We start from the raw sequence: 23,941 nt of genomic DNA on the forward strand, positions 1-23,941 counted from the left end.
ATTTTACATAGAATTCGCACTTCTTCCCTCCTACCTGGACCTCAAATTATAGCAATCCTCGTCATTTTCTATTAAACGTTAAATTTTTTCGTACTACGAAAAACCTGGGGAATTATTTTCTGGAAACAATTTCAATTTTATAGAACAATTATAAACCAGGTCAGGAACAAACAAATGAAATGTTCCAAGCCATAAAATTTGATCTATTATGCCAACATCAATTATTACCACCGACGATCTTCGGGATTTTAAAATGGAATTGCTCGATGATATTAAAGAACTTCTTACCAACCAGGATTCCGGAACTCTTAAAAAGTACCTGAAATCTCAGGAAGTTATGAACCTGTTGCAAATAAGTCCTGGCACACTCCAGAATTTACGTGTAAATGGTACCCTTCCCTATTCCAAGGTAGGAGGCATCATTTATTATGATGCTGCGGAAATTCAAAAGGTTATGGATGAGAACCGGATACATCACTTAAACTTTTAGACAAATGAACTATATCAAGCAATTAAACGCCGCCTTTGAGAAGTTCTACTTTGATGACCGTTTAAACCCAACCCACATTAGTTTATACATGGCTTTATTTCAGGAATGGAATAGCAGCAGGTTTGCCGATGAATTTTTTGTGAACCGCAGGGATCTGATGAAAGTAGCTAAGATCGGTTCCAAATCTACCTACCACAGGTGTGTTACCGATCTTAATGCCTGGTCTTACCTTTCCTATTATCCCTCTAACAATCCTTACAAAGGCAGTAAGATCAAGATGTTCATTATCGGGACGAGTGATGAATCGCAACCGGACCAGTATGATCCCAAATTGGAACAACTGGCAGATCAGTACCATCCCATACGGGAACCTGTAACGAACCGCCACCGATCCGTCAGTGAACAGGTAATGGACTCGCAGCGTCCTGTGAGTGGACAAGCATTGGTATCTACTATAAACAATACCAAACTAATAAAACATAATAAACAACCAAACAGCCTGGAGGTAGTTTTGAATTTTTTTAAGGATAAGGATCTTGATCCGGATTACGCAAAAACATTCTTCGAATATTATCAGGATCGGGATTGGCTTACCAGCGATGGCTTGGAGGTCAGGGATTGGCGAGCCCTTGCTTTGTACTGGGCTGAAAAAAAATCGCTGGCGAGACAAAAAAAGAAATTAAATCAAAAGGAGGAGTCCCAGTTTCGGGACAACTTGCGAACCACTAAAAATAAGGATTATGGACAACCCCTCTAAAATAACCGAAGGTGGCGTGGAATATTCCCTGGGAAAGTTCGATGGAAATTGTGTGCATTATGATTTTCCTAAGATCTTAGTGTATCTCAACGCTAAGGGAAAACTCCTTTTTGGAAAGAAATTTAAAATTTACCAAGAAGATAAAGCGGTCCTGCTAAAACTGTGTTCGTACTTTATCCGTGATAAAGAAAATTGCAAAAAGTACGGAATTGATATCGATAAGGGGATTTTACTATCAGGCCCTGTGGGATGTGGAAAAACCACTTTGATGAAACTACTGCGGCATCTGGTCCCTAACCAGAGACCTTACGAAATGATTCCCTGCCGGAACGTCACTTTTAGTTTTAATCATCTTGGATATAAAACTATCGAAGACTATGGTAGCACTAAATTCTTTTGTTTTGATGACCTGGATGTCGAACCACCCGGTAGGTTTTATGGCAAGGATTTAAATGTTATGGGCGAGGTACTGCTATCGAGGTATGAACTTTTTCTGGAAACGAAAGGAAAACTTAAAACCCACGCCACCACAAATTTAAACGCTGAAGAACTGGAAGAGCGCTATGGAAATCGGGTTCGCAGCCGAATGCGGGAATTGTTTAATTTATTGGCATTTAATAAAGAAAGTATGGATAAACGTGTATGACAGTTCTAAGAGACTAATTATTAAAAGGGATAGGAAGGTCTGTAAATTAGAATATCTAGGAACACATTTTAAAGTTCGCGTAATTTTTTTTGGACACTATCATAATATGGACATCTTAACCTTGAAGCTCGGTCACCACCAATTCATTCCCCTCATTATCAAAACAATGAAAAAAAGTATATTCAGGAGTTGATTCCAGCTCCTGTTTTATTTTCACTTCATTGGATTTCATGTTTTTATATAGTTCCTGAATATTCGAAGTGTTTATTACAAGTGCTGGCTGTCCGCCGGTTTGGTTGCCCACAAGCTGCTCCTGCTCTTTTCCTTCTGCCTTTAAAAACCAAATTCCGAAATTATTCTCCTTATCTCCCAGGTGTAAAAAACGCTGACCATCTTTGGTAGTTTGATCGAACAGAACCTGAAAGCCAAAATTCTCCTCATAAAATTGTGAAGCAATTTCATAGTCCCTAACCAATAAAACCATGCGTCCTAAATAATTCCTCATCGTATTTAGTTTTTCACAAAGTTAATATTTATAAAATATAAAGGTGAATTTAATAAAAATTCAATTTGTTATTACATATAGACCCCCATTAAAGATGACCAAAATAAAATAGAAAACCGGTATAGCCGGTATTGAACTTATAGTAAATTAAATTTTGAGGGCTTGTACACCTTATAAGATGGTGTTGAAATCACACTCACTATATACTCGTGGCATATACAACATTGCGGGTACAGAAAACGTCTCCTTTATACAAATATAGTTTTAAGTTTAGCATAGGCGTGTAGGCAATTACATTATTGGATAGCTATGCCCAAATAACTATACCTGAAAAATTCTTGCGGTTACATCCGTAAAAGAAAATTAAACCTGATATGCGGGAAAGTTCTTATAATCTACTTGAATTCCATCATTTGTTAAATTTTATTTACCTTTTATTCATCCCATTTTCAGTCTGAAAATCGGGATTAATTGATAAAATCAGGATAGTTTAGGCTAAAACTATTTTTAGTAATGTCCGCATGTCGCTAAAACCAAATTAATATGAAGAATTCTACATCCTATAAAAACGTTCCGGAAAAAGTGAGTAGTAAAAAATTAGAAGCCGAAATTCCTGATATTTTTCATCCCGGTGCTAAAGGTATTAGACCAGACAAAACATTTTTCTATTATTTCCAGGACATTCCTAAAAGTCTGAAGTTTGAAGACGTAAATCCAGATATCTTTCTTGAACTTTTCAAAAAGCAATATTCAGATAAAATTCTCAAGGATTTTTTTGAAAAGTCTATTTCAAGAAATGGAAAGGAAACGCTAAAATCCCAATATCTTATTCTTCGGGATAATGTAATAATTCATTGGGAATTTGGAGATATTAACTTATTATACTCTGGGTCCGAAGAAGATCTAGTTATTGAATTAAAAAAAATAATTTTAAGTTGTTATAAGGAGAAAAAAAAGAAACCAGAAATTGCCGTTATTGTTTCAGAAGGTAGCGGATATCTTAGTACGAAAAATATAAAATTTAAAAAACCCATAATTAATTTTCAGGAAAATTATTGTGATGATTTTTTGGCTGTTCATCAGGAGGTGAAAAATCAACTTAAGAGGAAAAATGAAAGTGGACTTTTTCTATTCTACGGAAAACCAGGTACAGGAAAAAGTACGTATTTACGTTACCTGATAAAAACAATTAAGAAAAAGACAATATTTATATCACCAAAAATGGCTGGGAATCTTGATAATGTTGAAATAACAAGACTTTTACTGGATAATAAAAATTGTATAATAGTGATAGAGGACGCAGAGGGGTTGGTTGTCTCCAGAAATCATGAAAAGAATTCTAACCTTTCGATGATTTTAAATTTAACCGATGGAATCTTGGGTGAAAGCCTGGGAATCCAGATTATCGCAACATTCAATACAGAGTTGAAAAATATAGATTCGGCATTAATCCGAAAAGGTCGGCTAAAACTTTCCTATGAATTTAAAGAGTTACCGGAAGAAAAGACTTCCCGGCTTCTTCTTAACCAAGGTATAGAATTAAATAATCCAGGTCCTATGACTTTAGCCGAAATCTTTAACTATACCACGAATAGCAATTCATCAGAATCTCAGAAATCCATGGGTTTCATGAGAAATTAAGAGTTGATCTTTTTAAAAATTTCAGGCACTGTAAAGTACATATACAATTTGCGGTAATAAGGGTAACACCCGTTCAGCCCTTCTCACTATATTTCGCAAAAGCTTCATTTCGGGAAAAGCGCTTCTCTTAAAGGTCTTGGACACCACCGAAGAAATTGCGACTTCCATTTCACTAACCCGATGAAAAATCGGATCGCTCCACTCCAGTTCGAAATTTTTCGATGAAGTCCGCTGGGCTTACCGGGAAGTCATTGTTCATCTTCCAAAGATTATAGTGGTTGTTACTGGTACTTCCATAAACTTCATTCCCACAACCCTCCCTTTTTAAAACTTAAAAACATTCTTATCAGGACTGTGGCATAAAGCCGTTCCGAATTTCCCTACTCTTCTTATACGCTTTAATAAGACAAGAATATTGTAAGCAAAAGCATCAAGAAAGGCTAATGTGCCTGCTCTAAGGAAGTAAATCCACAAGAAGGAGGTGGACTCAGCTCAAAACCTTAAAAAGCTTAGATCAAGTCTGGGGTTGATATTTAAAAAAAGGAAAATGTTCTAGATATAATAAGTAGATCATTTAAAAATTAATTCAATGAGTGGAGTAAGTTTTCTAAAATTGGATATGATTTTTTTTTAAAATTAAACGTGGAAATTTTAAATGGTTTTTAGCCTCCGTAATTAAAAATCTGCCGTCTCAAAAATCCTGATTTGAGATATTTGGAGGTTTTTAAATCAATTTAGATCAATCGGCACCAAATCAAATGAAAATTTCATTTTCAATGAAGCTGTGGAAATAGTATTTTAAAGTGTTGACTTTATGGTAAATATCATTAAAGGAGTTCTACGGTTTTGAGGTTCGCTGAATAATAAAATGGTTCGAAAAGGAATAGGATTTTTCTTGATTCCTTTTTTAAAAAAGCAGTTGGTGCAAACCAACTTGTATGAAAATTTTGTCCCGCCTGCGGGACGAAATCGAAGAGCAAGAGGGTGACACGCAAAGCGGTGTCTTTCGATTTCTTTTTTAGCTAAGCCCTGTGTTTATAAGGGTTTCTAAAATTAAAATTTTATAAAATATCCACCCTACTGGATATACCCCTCTGGAAAGGCCCGTAAAATAAAGATGGCGGTAGCCAGTAAATAGTAAAATAGTATCCATTATGGCGAAATCAAGACTACAATTAAAAGCAAGTACGGCAAAGCGGTTCCGGGAGTTTTCAAAGAAAAACAATAGTAACCAGTCTGAAACTTTAGACTTGATCCTGGACTTTTTTGAACAAAATAACCTCTCTCCTTTTGAAACTTTAGTGCCTTCAAAAGTGAGCCTGGAACAACTAATTAAAAAAAGGATCGATGCCGTAATTGCAATCCTTAAAAATATTGAGAAGACCCAGACTAAACCAAGTTTATTAATGCTGGAGTTACTAATGGAAGGCCGCTCAGGCCCAAAACTTCAAGTGGCCAAAAAAGAAAAGGTTCTTGTTACTGATAAAAAAAGCCTGGCACAATTGGAATTGGAAATCTCCAGGCTTCAGGATTTATTGAAAACTAACAAAAGAGATCTGGAGTACCTCATTCAAAATGTGGAAATAAAGAGCAGCGCCTTTGGCCCAGATTATCTAAAGCTCAATATTCCCCGGTCGGAGTTTGCGCATTATAAAATAGCTATTAAACAAAAGAACTAATGTATATCAGCATCTCTCCTCAGAAAACTGGTGCCGCTTTTTCCAAAAGTGCAGGGGATTTTGTGAGCTACCTGGAAAAAGAAAATGAAGGTAAAAGCCCGATGGAAAAGGAATATTTTTTTAATCAGTATGATGATAACATACGACCTTACGAAGTAATTAAAGGAATCGATGAGAATACGGCGAAATTAAAAGCCAAAGAGCCCAAATATTACTCAATCACTATGAGCCCTAGCCAGTACGAATTAAAACACATTCGAAACAATCCTGAAAAGCTAAAGGCTTTTGTCCGTGACGCGATGAAGGAGTATGCCGGTTCCTTTAACAGGGAGATAAACGGCAGACCGATCAATGTTGACGACATTAAATATTACGCCAAAATTGAATATGAGCGAACGTATAAGAGTAACGATGTAGCGGTAAGGGAAAACAAAGCCTATAGCAAGCAGATCGCCCATCTTAAAAATGAACTTCGGAAGGTAGAACGTGGGGAAATTCCCGGAAACACCAGAAAACTTGAAAAGGAGATTCAGAAGCTGGTGAGGGATGCGCCTTATAAAATTCGCGGACAGGTGGTAGAACCGGGAATGAAAAAAGAAGGATTACAAAGCCATATTCATATCATTGTTAGCCGGAAAGATGCTTCTAACACTTATAGCCTTTCCCCGGGTAGTAAATACAAAGCTTCTGAAGTGGAAATGCATGGCAAAATGGTCAAGCGGGGTTTTGAGCGAGATCGCTTTTTTCAGAATTCAGAAAAAACCTTTGACAGGATGTTCCAGTACAACCGAAATTATGTGGAAAGCTATGCTGCCAAAAAGATGCTGAGTAAAGATCCAAAACAATATTTTTTAGGCTTAAGAAGCCTGGGAATCAATGAGAAAAAGATTGCCTTTAAAATGATCCGAAAAGCGGGCTTGCAATTACCCATATTAAACCTGCCTACTAGTAAAGTAGGCTTCGCCTATAAACAATTAAAAAGAATCATCGAAACTGGAATTAAATCAAGTTCTATCGGTTATTAAAATCACCTGTTATGCTATCAAATATTTCTTTTCCAGAGAAAGATCTGGAATTGAATTTTCCAAAGGATATGAAGAAGCAAGAGTAATATACAAACCTGAAAACTTACGGACATGAGCGAAGTCAATTACATTAGCCACCTAAACCGGGTATTGCGGAAATTCGCTGAGGATGACAAGATCTCGTCCTCACACCGCAGTTTATACCTGGCATTTTTTGAATTATGGAACCAAAAGCGTTTTCCTAAAACAATTATACTTAACAGTAAAAAGGTGATGGCCCTAGCCAAAATACGTTCCTAGACGACCTACCACAAATTACTTCGGGAGCTAACAAACTGGGGATATCTTAAATACCATCCCTCCACTAGTCCCCAAATGGGATCACTTGTGGAGATGTCCAGATTTGATATACACCCTGATCAAAAAATGGACAGGACTTATCCAGTTTCTGAACAGGTACCTGTTCAAAAATTGGTATCTTATAATAAACATAAGAGTAAACATATAATAAACTCTTTTATAAATACTTGTCCAAAAAATGAACAAGTGGTTATTGACCACTTCAAAGAAAAAAATAGAAGTTCCCGGGAGGCTAAAAAATTTTATAATTATTACGAATCCATAGGCTGGAAATTAAATGGTAAAAATCCAATCACAAATTGGCAGGCCTGTGCTCAAAATTGGATGCTGAAAGCTGATGAAATAAAAAAAGATTTAAGGTCTAATTCACCGTACCATAAAAGGGACAACTTGCATACCAGTAAGAATAAAAATTATGGGGAGCCTTTATAAATTTAATGAGAGTTTAAATTCAAATTTTCATTAAGATCAGAAATATAGTTTAAGGTTTTTACTCAATATTAAAGAAAATCTCAAATTAGTGAAATATTCAAAATATTTTTCGCCCTAGCGATTTAAAACTAACTTTAAAAACTTACATTTTCAGATGATATCTTGTACTTTTTCTTTCACCAGTTTTTTTAAATGCTCCTAAATCGACCATTTTTTTTAAATCCCTGGTAGCGGTCGAAGCTGTTGTCCCCGTTATTTTTATATAGTTATCCGCACTCAAACCTCCCTGAAAACCTTCTATACCTTCTCGAAAAATTCGATTCACCACTTTCCTTTGGCGATCATTAAACTTTTCCTCAAATTCTAGAAAAAACTTTGTTTTACCAATTAGAAAATCAATCATTCTTTGTGTATAATCTTGAGCATCTAGTATCGTTTCACAAAAATATTCCAGCCAATTGGTAATTTCAATTTGCTTACTATTTAGATGTAGGGATTTATAATAAAGCTTTTTATTGTTTTCTATAATATGGGAAAGAGCAATTAAAGTGGGACGTTCAAGATATTGCGACAATACTTTCTCCGATATCGCACGACCAACTCTCCCATTTCCGTCTTCAAAAGGATGGATACTTTCAAAGTATAAATGCGCCATACCAGATTTAACCAATGGACCGGGAAGTTCACTACCCGTATTATTAAACCACGAAATATACTTATCCATTTCTTTTTTCACCCCTGAGGAAGGTGGGGCTTCAAAATGAATTATAGGTCGACCCATTGAACCTGATACTATTTGCATTGGATCTGAATGCGTTCTATAACTACCGATATTCTGTAGATCACGGCGACCATTCATCAACATTTCATGCCATGAAAATAATTGTTCGTGAGTTAAAGGAGATGAATAATTTTTGTACAAATCAATCATCATTTCCGAGATGCCATGTTCTGCCGGGGATATTCTTTTTTTACTGGTCTGAAGACCAAAATGCCTTCGAATTGATGATTGTAATGAGTCTCTATCTAGAAACTCACCTTCAATTTTAGACGTTTGAAAAGCTTCATCACTAAGTAGCATCACCTTTAATTCATCCTGACCTTCATCGCTAATATGCTTCATACTACCATACAACATACCCGCTTTTTGTAAAAATGCTTTTTCATACGGAAATAGAACTTCCGAAGTGAATTCAAAATTAGGCCAGTTTTCAAGTTGCCAATTCCAGGTCATGAGCTATAAAATAAAAATTATAGCTCAATATACATCTAAAAAATGAGCTATAAAAATATGTTTTATGGCTCATTAAAATGGGAACTTTAAAATTTCAAAACTCTTTATTCAGCCAAAATATAATTCCATACTTCCTGCAAATTCCTCTGGATTACGGAAACCCGTAACGAAATTTACTTGCAAAAAAGTAGGTTTGGGGTAATTACTGATCCATAGTTCATCTTTTCGCGTCACTTGTTGAAGCAACCTCTAATTAAATTTGGCTTTTAAACTCAAAAAGATGTATGCATATCGTGAAAAAATAATCTTAAGCTATCGCGTTCTATTAAAAACCCATCAGAAGTTCCAGGAAAGAATCATCAATGTTGGAATGACCGGGGAATTTGCTGAAGTAAATACAGTTTTTCAGCCCGGCGATACGTACAATTTTGATCTCGATCAATTCCGGGGAACCAATGATATTAACCTCAATACTTTATTAGCTTTATTTGATGAACTGGAAAATTCTATGAATAACCTGGCGAGTATTAATGGAATCACTGAAAAAGAATTGGAGGATGAGTCTTTTTAATACTGAATCTATCTCTTTTGAAAACACTCTGTGAAATTTACAAAAAAGATAATTTACTTTAAACGACATAATTTGTCGCTTACTAAGTTTATTATTGCAATATAAAATAAGAACGATGAGAAAATTAGAAATAACACTTTCTGATGAACAGTATGAGCATATTCAACAGGAGATAAAATATGGTGGTAGAACAATGCTTGAAGAAGAAATTTTTGGAGGTTTCGAAATCATCCTTCACGTGGGAGTACCCAATATTTATACCTACCTGGAGATGAATTATATCAACAAGATCGATCTCGGAGAAGTGGAATGGAGTTTCAGTAAGAAAATTCAAACTTTAAAAAATTAATAATAGCCTGCATCCCCCTATTAAATTATAGAAATGAGTAGATCTAAACGAAACACACCAATTCTTCCCAATTGTAAGGCTTCATCGGAAAAAACTGAAAAGCAAAAAGCCAATCGCAGATTAAGAAGAATCGTAAAAGAAAGATTAGCCATTTCAGAAGAAGAGTTTCCGCAGAAAAAAGAAATTTCGGATATCTGGAATTGGGGGAAAGATGGTAAATCTTACCGAACCGATCTAACCAACAAAGAAAAAACAAAGTAATATGAATATAATTTACCTACACGGACTCAATAGTAAATTAAGTGATGAAAAACGAGAAGTACTGGAAAAATACGGCCAGGTTTTCGCACCTGATATAAATTATTCAGAAAAACATTTTCAGCCCGATCATATCCTAAAGCAATTTTCAAATACAGAATTGAATGTGATTATGGGAAGTAGTATGGGTGCGTTAAATGCTTATGCCATTTCAGAAATTATCGGCAGACCGGCATTATTGTTTAATCCGCCTTTGGCTAAATACCGAAAAATAGAATTCAGCCATAAATTTACTCACGGACTTTCTCCGAAACAGATTTTACTGGGAGGAAGTGACGACGTTGTGAATGCAGCCGAAACTCTGAACTTTTTAGGCAAAAATCTAGGAAAATCAGAATTGAAAATTAAAGTGTTACCGGAATTAGGTCATCGAATTCCTATAGATGTTTTTTCTTCACAAGTAGAAGACTTTTTCAAGAAACTATGTTATTGATTCCATTATCTGGGGGCTACCAATTACTATAATTCAAAACTAAATTATGTCTGTACGTCAAACTATAAAACGCCATTATAAGATCATCTCCCTGTTAAGGTTACGTCCTATGAGTTATGAGGAAGTTCAAGATGAAATGGCTAATGATCCAGATGCTGTTGAAGAAAATTTACTGAGTTCTCAGCGTACCTTTCAGCGAGATATTAAAGATATCGAATCCATTCATAATATCGAAATCAGTTGTAACCGGAGCAATAATAAATATCATATTGTTGATGATGTTGAAGAAACACATTCTCAAAGAATACGGGAGAACTTTGAACTATTAAATGCGATTAGGCTTTCAAAAAGTTTTGGTAACCAGCTTATTTTTGAAGAGCGAAAACCTCTTGGAACTCATCATTTAGCGGGATTATTACACGCCAGTCAGAATTTTTTAGAAGTAAACTTTGAATATTATAAGTTTTGGGATACTTCAATTAGTAATCGCAAGGTTAAACCCATTGCACTTAAAGAAGCTCGAAACCGTTGGTACCTAATTGCAGAAGATACCAAGGACGATATTATTAAAAACTTTTCCCTCGATCGAATTAAAAACTTGGAAATTACCAAAGACAAGTTTAAGCCAATTGAATACCAGGCATACGAAGAATTCAAAGATAGCTTCGGAATAATAAACGGCACAGATGAAGATCCGGTTAAAGTTATCCTATCGTTTACAACCAGGGAAGGCAGGTATGTAGAATCACTTCCACTACATCATAGCCAGAAGTTGATTTTGAATAACGATGATGAGATCAGGTTTAGTTATTTTATTCGTCCTACCTACGATTTTCGAATGGAAATACTCTCTTATGGCGACCAAATTAAAGTAGTAGAACCTAAAGCTTTACAGACTCGGATCAAGAAAGAGCTGCAAAGCAGTATTTCAAATTACGAGTGATTTTTATGTCTAACACTTATTTTTATATTCCCTAAAAATATTTTCAAAGCTTTAAGAAAATATTTAGATTTACAAACAACTCCGCAGTCCCTACCCCGCGGAATTATAACACCCAAATAACCCACTTACTATAAATGGCAATTAAAAAATCTGAATTATACAGCTCCCTTTGGGCAAGTTGTGATGAATTACGTGGAGGTATGGATGCCTCCCAATATAAAGATTATGTTCTTACCCTACTTTTTGTAAAATACGTTTCCGATAAATACGGGCATAACAAAAATAGCCTAATCCAGGTACCGGAAGGCGCTACTTTTAAAGATATGGTTGCCCTTAAAGGTAAATCTGATATCGGTGACCAGATCAATAAAAAAATTCTAAAACCCCTGTTCGCAGCAAATGGTCTTGAAGGTTCTATGGAACTTGTTGATTTTAATGATGAAGACAAGCTGGGCAGCGGTAAGGAAATGGTCGACCGAATTTCCAATCTTGTCGAGATCTTTCAAAACGATTCCCTGAATTTTAAAAATAACCGTGCTGAAGATGACGATATTCTGGGAGATGCCTATGAATATTTAATGCGTCATTTCGCTACAGAATCAGGTAAAAGCAAAGGCCAATTTTACACTCCTTCTGAAGTTTCAAGAATATTAGCTAAAATCATTGATGTTGATAAAGCTGAAACTCCCTCCTATACAGTATATGATCCAACGTGCGGATCGGGAAGTTTACTTTTAAAAGTAGCCGATGAAGCTCCCAATGGTTTAACCATTTACGGTCAGGAAAAAGATATTGCTACCAAAGGATTAGCAATTATGAATATGTGGCTACACGGAAACCCAGAAGCGGCCATAAAAGGAAAAAACACCATTTCAGACCCTCAATTTAAAGAGAAAGATGGTTCTTTAAAACGTTTCGATTATGTAGTTGCCAATCCACCGTTTTCAATTAAAAACTGGAGTAATGGTATTACATCCTCCAGTGATGAATTTAGAAGATTTGATGGCTACGGGATTCCGCCAGACAAGAATGGTGATTATGCTTTTCTGCTTCATATTATTGCTTCCTTAAAAAGCACCGGGAAAGGAGCAACTATTTTGCCGCACGGGGTTTTATTCCGTGGAAATGCAGAAGGAGCTATAAGACAAAACCTGATTGAAAGAAAAATAATTAAAGGCGTTATTGGTTTACCGGCTAACTTGTTTTATGGTACAGGGATTCCTGCCTGTATTATTGTAATAGATAAAGAGCAAACCGAAGACCGGAAGGGGATCTTTATGATAGATGCCAGCAAAGGTTTTATAAAAGACGGGAACAAAAACAGGTTGCGGGAGCAGGACCTACATAAAATTGTAGACATTTTCAACTTTCAAAAGCCGCTGGATAAATTTTCCAGGTTAGTGCCTTTTGAAGAAATTGAAGCTAATGAATTCAACCTAAACATTCCCCGTTATATAGACACCCAGGAAGAAGAAGATATTCAGGACCTGGATGCGCATCTAAATGGAGGAATCCCGAATCGGGATATTAAAAAACTTCAGAAATACTGGAAGGTTTATCCTTCCTTAAAAAATGAACTTTTTGAACCGCTTCGTGAAGACTATAGTCGTTTAAAGCTACCGGCTTCAGAAATAAAAGAACGCATTTTTATCCATTCCGAATTTACTGCCTATTCAGAAAAAATAGATAAAGTGTTTAGTGGCTGGAAAGAAAAGGTTTATCCAGAACTTACTTCTATTAATAAAGAGACTGCACCAAAGGAACTTATTCATCATATTTCAGAAGAACTGTTTTCGGCTTATTATGACAAGCCATTGGTAGATCCATACGATATTTACCAACACCTAATGGATTATTGGAAGGAAACAATGAAGGATGATGTTTATATCATTATTGAAGACGGTTGGCAGGCTAAAGTAAAACGCATTCTGGAAAAAAATAAGAAAGGTAAGGAAGTCGATAAAGGCTGGACCTGTGACCTGCTTCCTAAAAGGTTTATCGTAGATAATTATTTAGCTAAAGAAAAAGCAAAATTACAGGAACTTGAGGCACAACTGGAGTCACTGGAAGCTGAACAAAAATCTCTTCAGGAAGAACATTCTGGAGAAGACGGAGCTTTTAATGAGGTAAGTAACAAAAAAGAAGCTGAAAATGCCCTTGCCGAATTTTTAAGCCTGGCAGCAGAAGCCCATTTTCCGGATAAATACAAACTGCTAAAACAAGCTGAAAACGATATTGAAAAACATACCGAAGCGAAAATAGCATTAGAACAAAAGCCGGTATTTGAAGCTCTGGCAAATGCGAAGGGTGCAATTACTAAAACCGCAGTTTCAAAAAGACTTAAGCAGTTGAATGAATACGAAAACGAATACAAACAGTTGTTTGAGTGGGAAGAAAAATACAAGGCTCTTGGAGTAGCCGTAAGGAAGCATAAAAAAGAAGCTTTATTTATTAAAATCCTGGTAGATGAATGGATCAAAAAAGGTTCAAAACAAGAGTTTATTCCTGAAGTAAAAGTGATCCATACCTGGCTCGACAATGACGATGCCATTAAAGCCCTGAAAAAAGAAGTTAAGGAACAGGAGCAGCAGTTAGATGACCTGGCTTTAAAACAATATCCGAAACTCAAGGAAGCCGAAGTACAGGACTTGGTGCTCAATAAAAAGTGGCTGGCTACATTACAATATACCATTCAAATCGAAATCGACGCCATCTCTCAAAGCCTTACCGGCAGGATCAAAGAACTGGCAGATCGCTATGGAAACACTTTAGAAGAACTGGATACAGAAGTGGAAGAATTTGAAACCAAAGTTACTGCTCACTTTGAAAAGATGGGACTGGTATGGAATTAATGGAGAAAGACAAAACCGGATTTAAAAATACCGCAATTGGTTTAATCCCAAAGGACTGGTCTGTATTAAATCTTGGATCAAGCTCAACATTAAAAGCAAGAATTGGCTGGCAAGGATTAACGACGGCCGAATATTTAAATTCCGGAGATTACTTCTTAGTAACAGGTACTGATTTCGAAAACGGTTTTATTGATTGGAATAATTGTGTATATGTAGAAAAAGAAAGATATGATCAAGATAAGTACATCCAATTAAGGAAGGGAGATGTATTAGTTACCAAAGATGGGACTATTGGAAAAGTTGCTTACATTGATAGAGTACCGAAACTGACTACTTTAAATAGTGGAGTTTTTGTAATCAGACCGAAAGGTGATGCTTATGATCCTAACTATTTTTATTATGTATTAAGGTCCTCCGTTTTTCATAGTTTTCTTTCAAAATTATCTGCAGGTTCTACTATTAACCATTTATATCAAAAAGACTTTATCTTTTTTGATTTTCCTGCTCCACCAACTCTTGAAGAGCAAAAAGCCATCGCCACCGCTTTAAGCGATACCGATACGTTGATCGCCGGTCTGGAAAAACTCATCACCAAGAAGAAAGCCATCAAACAAGGCGTGATGCATCAGTTGTTGACTCCGCCCTCCAAAGGGGGAAAACGTTTGCCGGGGTTTAGTGGAGAGTGGGAAGAAAGGCCAATTTCCTCAATTGTAAAAAAGGACGGTCTAATCAGAGGTCCTTTTGGAGGTGCTTTAAAAAAAGAATGTTTTGTAAATAATGGATATAAAGTTTATGAACAGAAAAATGCAATATATAAATCTATTACGCTTGGTGACTATTATGTTGATGATAATAAATACAAAGAGTTAAGAAGGTTCAAAGTAGAAGCTAATGATTTTATTTTAAGTTGTTCGGGAACAATTGGAAAAATGTTCAAAATTCCTTCTGATTTTCCTGAAGGAATTATCAATCAAGCGTTGTTGATTATTCGGTTAGATGCAAATTATAATAATCTTGATTTTTTCTTTCATCAATTTACTTCTCCTAAAATTCAAAATAAAGTAATTGATGATACCCAAGGAGGAGCTATGAAGAATTTAGTTGGTATGGACGAATTTAAAAAAGCTGAATTGCCCTATCCTCCAACAAAAGAAGAACAGGAGGCTATTGCCACCATCCTATATGATATGGACAAAGAAATAGAAGCTTTGGATTCAAAAAAAGCAAAATATGAGCAGGTTAAGCAGGGGATGGTGCAGGAATTGTTAACCGGGAAAACGAGGTTGGTGTAGGTATGTGGTATGAAAGTCTAAGTTTATGGATTGATATTTCGAAAATTATTGCACCGGTTGCACTGGGTTTACTTGTTTGGTTTTCTACTAGGAAATATAATCAGACTCAAATCAATCTTTCTAATGACAGACTTGAAAAAGAACTCTTTACCGAATTTAATAAGCGTTATGATAAGCTTAATGAATGGCTGGAGTTGGTAGTTGAATTTGAAAGTTTAGAGTATTTGCAAGAACATGAGGAATGTGACCTATTAAGGTATAAACTGAATGATTATTTCAACTTATGCGCCGAAGAATTTTACTGGTATAAGAAAGGTCGAATAAACCCTCTTATTTGGGTTAGTTGGAAGAAAGGGATGGATAGCTGGTTTGAAAATCATTCAATCATCAGGGAAGCCTGGAAGGATGAAATAAGCAAATACGGGCGAACCGCTTTCTATATGGATGCTAACGATAGATTATTTAATTTAGAATAATGAAATTGGATCAAAAGATTTTTGAACTGAATAATGTGTTAAGAGGTTACTTTAAAAAGAAACCACGGAAAACAAAGGTTCCTGCCAAAGACCTTATGCCGGAATTTATAAAGCATGGTATTTTTCCCAAAGACCACCGAAATGGGCTTCCTATTAGAAAATTGCTACGAGATCTTGATAAGAATAATGAATTAAATGCCATTCCCTTTGCCTTTGCAGAAAGAGGTGATACGAATACCAATTGGTTTTTTGTGCGCTCGTCAAAGAGCTTAGATGGCCAGTCGTTTTCAAAACCAGCGAAAATTCCCAAAACCAAGTCTTCAAAACCTGCAAAGCAGAACAGTGATGAATCTTATGTAATTGATCTTTGCGATGAAATTCTGGGACAAAAAGCGTCCCGGCAACATAAGTTTGATTTTCTAAAAGGAGACTCCGGTCGAAGATTACCGGTAGATGCATTTTATGAAAAATTAAACCTGGCCATAGAATACAGGGAACGTCAGCACTCTGAAGCTGTTTCTCATTTTGACAAACCTCATAAAATTACCGTGAGTGGCGTTCATAGAGGTGAGCAACGTAAGATTTATGATCAGCGAAGGAGAGATCTCTTACCCAAAAACGGAATCCACCTAATTGAAATAGATTATAATCAATTTGAATACGATGGCAGGAAGAGGATTGTGAGGGATAGAGAGAGGGATTTGGAAGTTGTCAATCAATTAATATCTAAGCAACGAATTAAATTTTAAAAATAAACCACAATCAATGGAAGCAATCAGTAGTATCAGACAAACCATTCCAACGGAAGAAGTTATCATTGAAAATGATATTTGTCCAAAAGTTTTGGAAGACATAATGGGGCCACACTACAAATTTTGCATACCATCATATCAAAGGGGATATAGATGGAATGATAAGCAGGTGGTTGATTTACTTGATGATTTGTTTGATTTTATGCAAACCCATGGGACAAAAAATTACTGTTTGCAGCCTATCGTGGTAAAGTTAAACTCAAAAGAAAGGTGGGAAGTCATTGATGGGCAGCAGAGACTTACTACCATTTTTATTCTGTCGAAATTTTTGAAAAAAAATGATCCAGATTTTGAACCTTTTGCGATAGAATATGAAACAAAAAAAGGGAGCACCCTTATTTTAAATGAACTTCAGAATGAACTAAATTTTTCCAATATAGACCTCTTCCACATCAGCAAGGCTTATGTAACAATTGAGAATTGGTTTAAGGATAAATTTGAAGAGCATAAAAAAGCAAAATTTACCTCCAAACTTTTTATTTTTCTTATGGAAAAGGTTGAGGTCATCTGGTATCAGATCAACGACAAAACGAATCCAATTGACGTTTTCACCCGACTTAATGTGGGGAAAATTCCACTTACAAACTCGGAATTAACTAAGGCTCTTTTTCTAAGTAGCGAGAATTTAGACATTATAAATGATTCAGAGATTGCATCAAGTGTTTATCACAAACAGCTAGAAATAGCCGGTGAATGGGATAGAATGGAATATAAATTACAAGATAACGATTTCTGGAGTTTTATAAATGATGACTTTTCTATATCAACTCGGATTGATTATTTACTGGAATTATCTTCGAGAGCAATAAAACAAAATGACCAGGATAACTATTTTACATTTAGATATTATTACGATGGACTCAAGGTTCTTAAAAATAATAAAGATGAAGTTGAAAAATTAGCTAAATCCGGTAAAACAGTGGTTGATAATTACTGGCAGGACATAAAAGAATGTTTTTTAACTTTAAAAGAATGGCATTCTGATCCAACATATTATCACCTAATTGGTTATCTGATCCACAGCTGGATGCCTGTTTCTGAAATCTATGATGTGTATAGGTCTTCTAACAAAACAGATTTTGATAAATTTCTCAAAAGAAAAATCAGAGAATCCATTCATGATTGTAATTTGGAAGAATTAAAGTATGGTAGCAAAACTCAAAACGATAAAATCACACGTATTTTAATTCTATTTAACGTTATCAGCACCTTAAATATTCAAGATTCCAATATAAGATTTCCATTTTTAAAACTTAAAGACCCTAACGTAAATTGGAGTCTAGAACATATCCACGCCCAAAATTCAGAGGAGATTAAGAAGTCTGACTATCAACAATGGCTAAAAAACCATAAAAAGGCTTTACAGCGTCTTGATTCAGATAATTATAGTGTTTTAATTGAAGAAATAGATGAGCTTTTAGAAAAAATAGAAGGTAAGGATAATGAATATGTAGATCTAAAGTTCGGAGATATTTTCCAGGCGATCATCAATATTTTTACTATTGACGGTGACTTTGAAACAGAAATACATGATCTGAGCAATTTAGCTCTCTTAGATTCAGATTCTAATTCCTCTCTAAATAATTCCGTTTTTGATGTAAAAAGAAATAAAATTTTAAAAAGAGAACAAATGGGACATTATATACCAATAGGTACTCGTAATGTTTTCTTGAAATATTTTACTCCTTATCCCAAAAATCTTATTTACTGGACGGAGGAAGATAGAAAAGCCTACACTGAAAACATTAAAAAAACTCTAAGTATTTATTTGCCTCAAAAAGAACTTTTAAATGAAAAATAAACAAACCCTTTGGACTCTTTTAAACAATCAGGCGAATCCAAAAGGTATTGAGATACCTATGATTCAGAGAGATTATGCTCAGGGAAGGGAGAATAAAGTAGTTTCTAATTTAAGAAAAACATTCTTAAAAGATATTAGAAAAAAAACGGAGGCTTATTTGAATGGGGAAATTTCACAGAAAATAGAATTAGATTTTATTTACGGCAGTCTGGAAAACAGTAAATTTATACCGCTTGATGGACAGCAAAGGCTTACAACTCTATATCTCTTAAATTTTTATTTATCTATCAGAGATCGCAATTGGGCAAGTGAATCACATGTCTTCAAAAAATTCACCTATCAAACTAGAACTAGTTCTAAAGATTTTTGCAGCCATTTAACCGATAGAAAAACCTTTGAAACTCTGGAGGCTGCTTTCTTACTTAGCGAGGATAAACAAAGTTTAAATTTAAGCAAAATAATAAAAGATCAACATTGGTACTTTTTAGCATGGAATCATGACCCTACTATACAGTCTATGTTGGTCATGTTAGATGAAATACATCGAGAATTTTTTGCTTCTAAAATAACTTTTGAAAAGCTTATCGATGCAAATGAAGAATTGATTTCCTTCTATCAATTAAATATAGAAACTTACGGGCTTTCGGATAGTCTTTATATAAAAATGAATGCACGAGGGAAAGTTCTCTCTGATTTCGAAAACTTCAAAGCAAAATTCCAAAATTGTTTCAGAGAGAAGCACCCAGCTCTAATAAAAGAATTTTCAGATAAAATTGATGGTATCTGGTGTGATATGATGTGGGATTTCACAAAGCCTACAGAATTGGATGGAACGATGGAAAAATCAAATCTTGTTGACGTTCCGCTTTTAAATTTCATCCAGTTCGTTTCTGAAATGTTATACTATCATTCAGGAGTGGATAGTGAACAGGATTTCCATTTTGATTTTGAACTGATCGAGAAAGTATACCAGCTGGAGGATAATCTAAGATTTTTAATTGATTCTTTTGACTTGTTTTACAACCTTGGGATAAAGGATCATTTGAAAAAAATTGATTTAACTTTTGAAATGATTTTTTCTGACAGCTATGTTCCTGGTAAGGTGTCTTTATTCGAACCTAACGTTAATTTATTTAGGAGGTGTATATTCAAAACTTCATTCGATATACGAGAAAAGCTAATGCTTTATTCTCTCTTGTTGTATGGAACAAAACAAAACTCTTCTATAGAAGTTACTACCAATTTAAAGGATTATTTACGCATTTGTCGTAACTATATTTTTAATATTAATCAGTTTCAGAAAGACACCGTTGGATCTAATCTCAGAAAAGAAAACTATGCTGCAATCTGTAAAACTTTGGAAGAATTTTATGAGGAGAAAGATGTGTACACTAAATTATTATCCGAAAATTTTGAAGTAAATTTTTACAAACTCTATGTGAAGCACGAAAAGGAAAAAGCTCTCCTTTTTAATTCTAAACCAGAATTAAAAGAACTCATTCATAAGTTAGAAGATCACAACCATCTAAAAGGAGCTCTGTACAATTTGCCTATCAATGACACAATTGAAAACATCCAAGCACTCGTAGACAATTTTTATGAAATTTGGGAAGAAAGATTCGATGGCCAAATTGCTAGGGCACTTCTGGCGATAGGCGATTATTCTATTCATGTGGGAGGATCCAACCTTGGAGGCATACATTTCTTTGGAAAAAAAGATAAATGGAACAGAATTTTGGTAGCCAGGGATAAAAATAGTGGGTATAACGAAAAAATAAAAAATGTACTTGATCAATTTTTTAAAGAAATAAGAAGTATAGAAGGATCAATGGTTCAGAGGTTTACAACTTTAAAACGTAAAGCTAATGTGAATGAATTATGGAGAAAGTTGTTCATAGATAATTCAATTATTTGGAAAGGTGGGTCCAACAACTTCTCATTTTACTCGGATGAAGATAATGACCTTCGTATTGAGAAGTTAAATGGGACTAATGTTCTTGGTATTCATAAAAATGCGATCCTGGAAATTATTTTTAATAAAATAACAGAGCAGGGGATTGAAATAGAATTTAAAGAAGCACGATATTCTGAACAAAGTTATCTTCTGTTGAAAACAACTATAAGAGTATATGCTCACAGAGGAGCTTTTCAATTCGAGAATATTGATATAAAAAATGATCACTCTCATCTGTTAAATCAATTTTCTGTGGTAGAACTTACCCCAACTTCATATAAACTAATAATTGGAAATAATGATAATTTAGAAACAGTACTGAATTTTATAAACAAGATTTTATAATGCATTCAATAGGCAAGCCCGAACGCGAATCCCAGAACCGTATTATCCAGCTTTTTCAAAATGAGCTGGAATATGTATATCTAGGGAACTGGCAGGATGAAGAAAGAAGCCTTCCTTTAGAAGAAGGTCTTCTTTTAAATTATCTTTTAGGAGCAGGATACACACAAAACCTTGCTTTAAAGGCTATTGCTAAGCTATATTCGGCAGTTTCTAATATTTCACAGGGTTTATACGATGCAAATAAGGAAGTTTATAAATTGCTCCGATACGGCATTCAGGTAAGAGCTGAATTAGGAAAGCCTAAAGAAACGGTTTGGTTGATAGACTGGAAAAATCCTGATGGTAATGATTTCGCGATCGCCGAAGAAGTAACTGTAAAAGGAAAGTACGATAAGCGGCCGGATGTAGTAATCTATGTTAATGGGATTGCTGTAAGTGTTCTTGAACTTAAAAGTAGCCGTAAAGGTTTGGAATTTGGAATCAGGCAAAATCTGGATAACCAGAAAAATGAATTTATTCCAAAGTTTTTCACCACACAACAGTTAGTTCTTGCAGGAAATGACACGCAAGGGTTGAGGTATGGCACCATAGGAACTCCGGAAAAATATTATTTAAACTGGAAGGAAGAATCCACGAGAAATTTTGATTACAGCATAGATAAATACCTATTTCTACTTTTTCAAAAAGATCGTTTTCTGGAGCTAATTCATGATTTTGTAGTATTTGATAAAGGCGTGAAAAAACTATGCCGTCCAAACCAGTTTTTTGGAATTAAAGCCGGCCAGCAGAAAATAAAAGAAAGAGAGGGTGGTATTTTCTGGCATACTCAGGGAAGTGGTAAGAGCTTAACTATGGTGTGGCTTACGAAATGGATAAGAGAGAACATTGAAAACAGTCGTGTTCTCATTATTACAGACCGTGAGGAACTCGACGATCAGATCGAAAAACTTTTTATTGGTGTAGATGAATCTATTTATCGAACCAAAAGCGGAAAAAATCTTATTAGTACACTCAACAATCATTCGCCCTGGCTTATCTGTAGCCTGGTACATAAATTTGGGAGAAACTCAGAAGAAGGGGATTACATCTCATATATTCAGGAAATCAAAAAGAATTTGAGTAGTGATTTCAGGCCTAAAGGGGATGTTTTCGTATTTGTAGATGAGTGTCACCGTACCCAATCTGGCAAACTACATGATGCAATGAAAACCATTTTGCCAGATGCTTTATTCTTTGGATTTACCGGTACTCCCCTACTAAAAAAAGATAAGCAAAAAAGCATAGAAGTATTTGGTCCTTATGTAGGTGATCCTTACAAATTCGATGAAGCTGTAAAAGATGGAGTGGTATTGGATTTACTATATGAAGCGAGAGATGTAACCCAGTTTATAACGGACCAACAGAGTATTGACGAATGGTTTGAAGCCGAAACAAAAGGTCTAACCGATGTTGCTAAAACTCAACTTAAACAGAAATGGGGTACTATGCAAAAAGTTCTGGGTTCTAAATCTAGGCTTGAAAAAATTGTTTTCGATATTGTAAAAGACTTTAAAATTAAACCACGTTTATCCAGTGGTGAAGGAAGTGCAATGTTGGTTTCCGGAAGCATCTATCAGGCCTGTAAATATTACGAACTCTTCCAGAATGCAGGATTCAAAGAATGTGCAATAATCACTTCGTATGAACCTCATCATTCTGATATCAAGGGAGAGGAAACCGGAGAGGGTATTACCGACAACCTTGAAAAATATGCGGTTTATACCAAAATGTTGAATGGTAAAACTACTGAGGATTTTGAAACGGAAGTAAAAGAAAAATTTAAAAACGAACCGGCAAAAATGAAGTTACTTATCGTTGTTGATAAGCTTCTAACCGGTTTTGATGCCCCGTCGGCCACGTATTTGTATATCGATAAGAAGATGCAGGACCATGGATTATTTCAAGCAATTTGCAGGGTAAACCGGGGTGACACCGATGACAAGGATTATGGTTATATCATTGATTATAAAGATCTTTTTGAGAGCCTGAAAAGCTCGATTACAGATTATACTTCGGGCGCTTTTGACGAATACGATGTTGAAGACGTAAAAGGATTATTAAAAGATCGGTTTGACGAAGGAAGGGAAAAATTGGAAACCGCTTTGGAAAAAGTTAGGGCTATTTGTGAACCTGTACACCCTAAAGATGAACCTTCATTTATTAGGTATTTCTGTGGAAACACAGAGCATAAAAATGAACTAAAAGAAACCGAACAAAAAAGGTTGAGCCTTTATAAAGCTACTGTAAGTTTGATAAGAGCCTATGCTAATCTTGCAAATGAAATGTTTAAAGCCGGTTATACTGAAGCCGAAGCAAAAAGCATAAAGGACGAGGTAAAATATTATACCGATTTGCGAGATACTATTAAGCAGGCAAGTGGCGAACAGGTAGATTTCAAAAGATTTGAACCCGGAATGCGACAATTAATGGATATGTATCTGGATGCTCAAAGCAGCCGGAGAATATCAGATTTTGAAAATAGATCTTTGGTAGATCTTATTGAAAAACTTAGTGAGCCTGAAGAAGGTTATCAAAAACAGAAATCGAAAGAAGCCGTTGCTGAAACAATTGAGAACAATGTTAGAAAAGTAATTATTGAAGAATCCCAAACTAATCCTAAGTACTATAATAAAATGTCTTTACTGCTGGATGAGTTAATCCTACAGCGAAAGACTGAAACGATGTCTTATCAGCAATATTTAGAAGAAATAAAACGGCTTGCATATAATCTAACTTCCCCAACTAAAACTAATAATTATCCTTCAACACTATCCACTCCAGCCCAGAGGGCGCTATATGACAATTTGGAAGAAAACGAAATGCTTGCACTTGCTCTAGACAGCGTAATACAAAACAGCAAATTAGATGATTGGAGAGATGGAGGTATTAGGGAACGCAAGCTAAAATTAGCTGTTGACGAATTGATAAAGGATGATGAAAAGACCGAGAAGCTGATGGATATTATCAAAGCACAAAAGGAATACTAA

22 protein-coding genes are annotated in these 23,941 nt (G+C 35.2%); 20 read left to right on the forward strand and 2 right to left on the reverse strand.

Annotated elements, in window-relative coordinates; translation table 11 throughout:
• Positions 1-208: 208 nt before the first annotated feature.
• Genes DET49_RS11250 through DET49_RS11260 form a run of 3 tightly spaced genes read left to right on the forward strand, consistent with a single transcriptional unit; the run spans position 209 to position 1,893 of the window.
• A complete protein-coding gene (locus DET49_RS11250) occupies positions 209-490 on the forward strand; it encodes a helix-turn-helix domain-containing protein (protein WP_133548204.1) in 282 nt (93 codons plus the stop codon).
• Between the two features lie 4 nt (positions 491-494).
• The gene (locus tag DET49_RS11255; protein WP_133548205.1) at positions 495-1,247 is read left to right on the forward strand and encodes a hypothetical protein; all 753 of its coding nucleotides are present in this window, start codon (positions 495-497) and stop codon (positions 1,245-1,247) included.
• A complete protein-coding gene (locus tag DET49_RS11260) occupies positions 1,231-1,893 on the forward strand; it encodes an AAA family ATPase (protein WP_133548206.1) in 663 nt (220 codons plus the stop codon). Before DET49_RS11255 ends, DET49_RS11260 begins: the two co-directional genes overlap by 17 nt.
• A gap of 115 nt (positions 1,894-2,008) precedes the next feature.
• Here DET49_RS11260 and DET49_RS11265 read toward each other — a convergent pair whose 3' ends face one another.
• A complete protein-coding gene (locus tag DET49_RS11265; RefSeq protein WP_133548207.1) occupies positions 2,009-2,398 on the reverse strand; it encodes a VOC family protein in 390 nt (129 codons plus the stop codon).
• Between the two features lie 543 nt (positions 2,399-2,941).
• Here DET49_RS11265 and DET49_RS11270 point away from each other — a divergent pair.
• The 5 genes from DET49_RS11270 (at position 2,942) to DET49_RS11290 (ending at position 7,535) form a co-directional block, all read left to right on the forward strand.
• Entirely contained in the window at positions 2,942-4,039 is a 1,098-nt protein-coding gene (locus tag DET49_RS11270) for an AAA family ATPase (protein WP_133548208.1), read from the forward strand.
• A 1,154-nt stretch (positions 4,040-5,193) separates the two neighbouring features.
• Entirely contained in the window at positions 5,194-5,718 is a 525-nt protein-coding gene (locus DET49_RS11275; RefSeq protein ID WP_133548209.1) for a BfmA/BtgA family mobilization protein, read from the forward strand.
• Positions 5,718-6,743 carry a MobB family relaxase gene (gene mobB / locus DET49_RS11280; protein ID WP_133548210.1) on the forward strand — a complete coding sequence of 342 codons (1,026 nt, stop codon included), beginning with the start codon at positions 5,718-5,720 and terminating at the stop codon, positions 6,741-6,743. The genes DET49_RS11275 and mobB overlap by 1 nt, the downstream gene beginning before the upstream one ends.
• Before the next feature lie 111 nt (positions 6,744-6,854).
• Positions 6,855-7,043: a hypothetical protein gene (locus tag DET49_RS11285; protein ID WP_133548211.1), complete on the forward strand. Its 189-nt coding sequence runs from the start codon at positions 6,855-6,857 to the stop codon at positions 7,041-7,043.
• 126 nt (positions 7,044-7,169) lie between these two features.
• A complete protein-coding gene (locus DET49_RS11290; protein ID WP_133548212.1) occupies positions 7,170-7,535 on the forward strand; it encodes a hypothetical protein in 366 nt (121 codons plus the stop codon).
• A gap of 142 nt (positions 7,536-7,677) precedes the next feature.
• Here the strand turns inward: DET49_RS11290 and DET49_RS11295 are convergent, their stop codons facing one another.
• Positions 7,678-8,769 (reverse strand): Fic family protein, encoded by a 1,092-nt coding sequence (locus DET49_RS11295; RefSeq protein ID WP_133548213.1) that lies wholly within the window; start codon positions 8,767-8,769, stop codon positions 7,678-7,680.
• 280 nt (positions 8,770-9,049) lie between these two features.
• Between DET49_RS11295 and DET49_RS11300 the strand changes: the two genes are divergently transcribed.
• The 12 genes from DET49_RS11300 to DET49_RS11355 all read left to right on the forward strand — a co-directional run bounded on the left by DET49_RS11300 (position 9,050) and on the right by DET49_RS11355 (position 23,941).
• Positions 9,050-9,340 carry a hypothetical protein gene (locus DET49_RS11300; protein ID WP_133548214.1) on the forward strand — a complete coding sequence of 97 codons (291 nt, stop codon included), beginning with the start codon at positions 9,050-9,052 and terminating at the stop codon, positions 9,338-9,340.
• Positions 9,341-9,455: 115 nt separating this feature from the next.
• Entirely contained in the window at positions 9,456-9,689 is a 234-nt protein-coding gene (locus tag DET49_RS11305) for a hypothetical protein (protein WP_133548215.1), read from the forward strand.
• A gap of 33 nt (positions 9,690-9,722) precedes the next feature.
• Positions 9,723-9,950, forward strand: a complete 228-nt coding sequence (locus DET49_RS11310; protein ID WP_133548216.1) for a hypothetical protein — start codon at positions 9,723-9,725, stop codon at positions 9,948-9,950.
• A gap of 1 nt (position 9,951) precedes the next feature.
• Positions 9,952-10,440: a YqiA/YcfP family alpha/beta fold hydrolase gene (locus tag DET49_RS11315; protein WP_133548217.1), complete on the forward strand. Its 489-nt coding sequence runs from the start codon at positions 9,952-9,954 to the stop codon at positions 10,438-10,440.
• 46 nt (positions 10,441-10,486) lie between these two features.
• Positions 10,487-11,383: a helix-turn-helix transcriptional regulator gene (locus tag DET49_RS11320; protein WP_133548218.1), complete on the forward strand. Its 897-nt coding sequence runs from the start codon at positions 10,487-10,489 to the stop codon at positions 11,381-11,383.
• A 134-nt stretch (positions 11,384-11,517) separates the two neighbouring features.
• Positions 11,518-14,235 carry a type I restriction-modification system subunit M gene (locus tag DET49_RS11325; protein WP_133548219.1) on the forward strand — a complete coding sequence of 906 codons (2,718 nt, stop codon included), beginning with the start codon at positions 11,518-11,520 and terminating at the stop codon, positions 14,233-14,235.
• Entirely contained in the window at positions 14,226-15,527 is a 1,302-nt protein-coding gene (locus tag DET49_RS11330) for a restriction endonuclease subunit S (RefSeq protein WP_133548220.1), read from the forward strand. Before DET49_RS11325 ends, DET49_RS11330 begins: the two co-directional genes overlap by 10 nt.
• A gap of 2 nt (positions 15,528-15,529) precedes the next feature.
• Entirely contained in the window at positions 15,530-16,003 is a 474-nt protein-coding gene (locus DET49_RS11335; protein WP_133548221.1) for a hypothetical protein, read from the forward strand.
• The gene (locus tag DET49_RS18580) at positions 16,003-16,752 is read left to right on the forward strand and encodes a hypothetical protein (RefSeq protein WP_208109641.1); all 750 of its coding nucleotides are present in this window, start codon (positions 16,003-16,005) and stop codon (positions 16,750-16,752) included. The genes DET49_RS11335 and DET49_RS18580 overlap by 1 nt, the downstream gene beginning before the upstream one ends.
• A 16-nt stretch (positions 16,753-16,768) precedes the next feature.
• Complete coding sequence (locus DET49_RS11345) at positions 16,769-18,616, forward strand: DUF262 domain-containing protein (RefSeq protein ID WP_133548222.1); 1,848 nt, start codon at positions 16,769-16,771, stop codon at positions 18,614-18,616.
• Positions 18,606-20,915, forward strand: a complete 2,310-nt coding sequence (locus tag DET49_RS11350; RefSeq protein WP_133548223.1) for a DUF262 domain-containing protein — start codon at positions 18,606-18,608, stop codon at positions 20,913-20,915. Before DET49_RS11345 ends, DET49_RS11350 begins: the two co-directional genes overlap by 11 nt.
• On the forward strand, positions 20,915-23,941 hold the full coding sequence (locus tag DET49_RS11355) for a type I restriction endonuclease subunit R (protein ID WP_133548224.1): 3,027 nt from the start codon (positions 20,915-20,917) through the stop codon (positions 23,939-23,941). Before DET49_RS11350 ends, DET49_RS11355 begins: the two co-directional genes overlap by 1 nt.

The sequence above is a fragment of the Salegentibacter sp. 24 genome (assembly GCF_004362395.1).
Taxonomy (GTDB): Bacteria; Bacteroidota; Bacteroidia; order Flavobacteriales; family Flavobacteriaceae; genus Salegentibacter.